2 protein-coding genes are annotated in these 1,203 nt (G+C 66.4%); one reads left to right on the top strand and one right to left on the bottom strand.

The window, feature by feature from the left end; translation table 11 throughout:
- Positions 1-633, top strand: a 633-nt coding sequence (locus LQV45_RS33995; RefSeq protein WP_230012255.1) for an MFS transporter, incomplete at its 5' end; no start/stop codon positions are given.
- Positions 634-691: 58 nt separating this feature from the next.
- Here the strand turns inward: LQV45_RS33995 and LQV45_RS33990 are convergent.
- Positions 692-1,203 (bottom strand): aldo/keto reductase (locus LQV45_RS33990; RefSeq protein ID WP_230012253.1); only part of this gene is annotated, 512 nt, incomplete at its 5' end.

Genomic DNA, 1,203 nt, shown 5'->3' with positions numbered 1-1,203 from the left:
CAGAAGACGACACTGCGATTCGAAATTGCTGAGGGGCTGCGGTTCCTCTGGAACCAGAAGATCCTGCGCACACTCGCGGTGATGACCGGGGTGTTCAACTTCGCATCCAGCGCGGCCTTCGCGGTCTTCGTGCTGTTTGCCGTGGGCCCGGCTTCACAGATGGGGCTCTCCGAAGTGGGGTTCGGCCTGCTTTTGACCACCTCCGCTCTCGGTGCCTTCGTTGGCTCGTTCATGTCCGAGCGGGTGGAGGCCAGGCTCGGCCGGTCGACGTCCCTGATGCTGACGATCTTCGGGGCCGCGCTGTTCGTAGGTGCGCCCGCCCTGACCGACAACCCCTATGTTCTTGGCCCAATCTTTTTTGTGGGCGGCATGCTGATCGTGCTTTGGAACGTCATCACCGTATCGCTGCGCCAGCGCATTACTCCCAACCGCTTGCTGGGCAGAGTCAACAGCGCCTACCGCCTGCTGGCGTGGGGCACCATGCCGCTTGGTGCAGCAGCCGGCGGTCTGCTGGCCCAATGGCTGGGCCTGCAGGTCATGTTCGGCATCATGGGAGTGCTGACGCTCGCGCTGCTGGGGATGATGCCCGTCCTCACGAACAAGGCAATGGCCGCGGCCGACGTCGAATCCTAAGTTGCTGCCAGGGGCGCGGATCGGGCATCCGCGCCCCTTGTTTGGTGCCGGGTTCCTGTCAGCTGTCGATCGAGGCCATGTTGGCCTCGTCGTGGCGTTCCCCCGCGGCGGGCCGGAGCGAGTTCAGCCGATCCAGCTGGTCACGGGTGAGTTCGATGCCGTCGGCCGCGGTGTTTTCCTCGACCCGGGAGACCCTGCGGGTGCCGGGGATCGGGGCGATGTCGATCCCGCGGGTCAGCAGCCACGCGAGGGCGGTCTGCGCGGGGGTCGCGCCGATCTCGGCGCCGATGGCCTTCACCTCGTCGACGATCGCGAGGTTGCGGCGGAAGTTCTCACCCGTGAACCGGGGGTTGGTCTTGCGCCAGTCGTCGTCGGCGAAGTCCTCGACGGAGCGGATCTGGCCGGTCAGCAGCCCGTGTCCGAGCGGCGAATACGGAACGAACCCAATTCCGAGGTCGCGCAGCAGCGGCAGGATCTCCGCCTCCACGTCCCGGGTCCACAGCGAGTACTCCGTCTGAAGGGCCGAGACCGGCTGCACGGCGTGTGCCCGGCGGATGGTCTCCGGGGAGG

The organism is Microbacterium sp. Bi128, assembly GCF_918698205.1.
The sequence above is the reverse complement of the archived record's forward strand: the minus strand, read 5'-3'. Positions and strand labels throughout refer to the sequence as shown.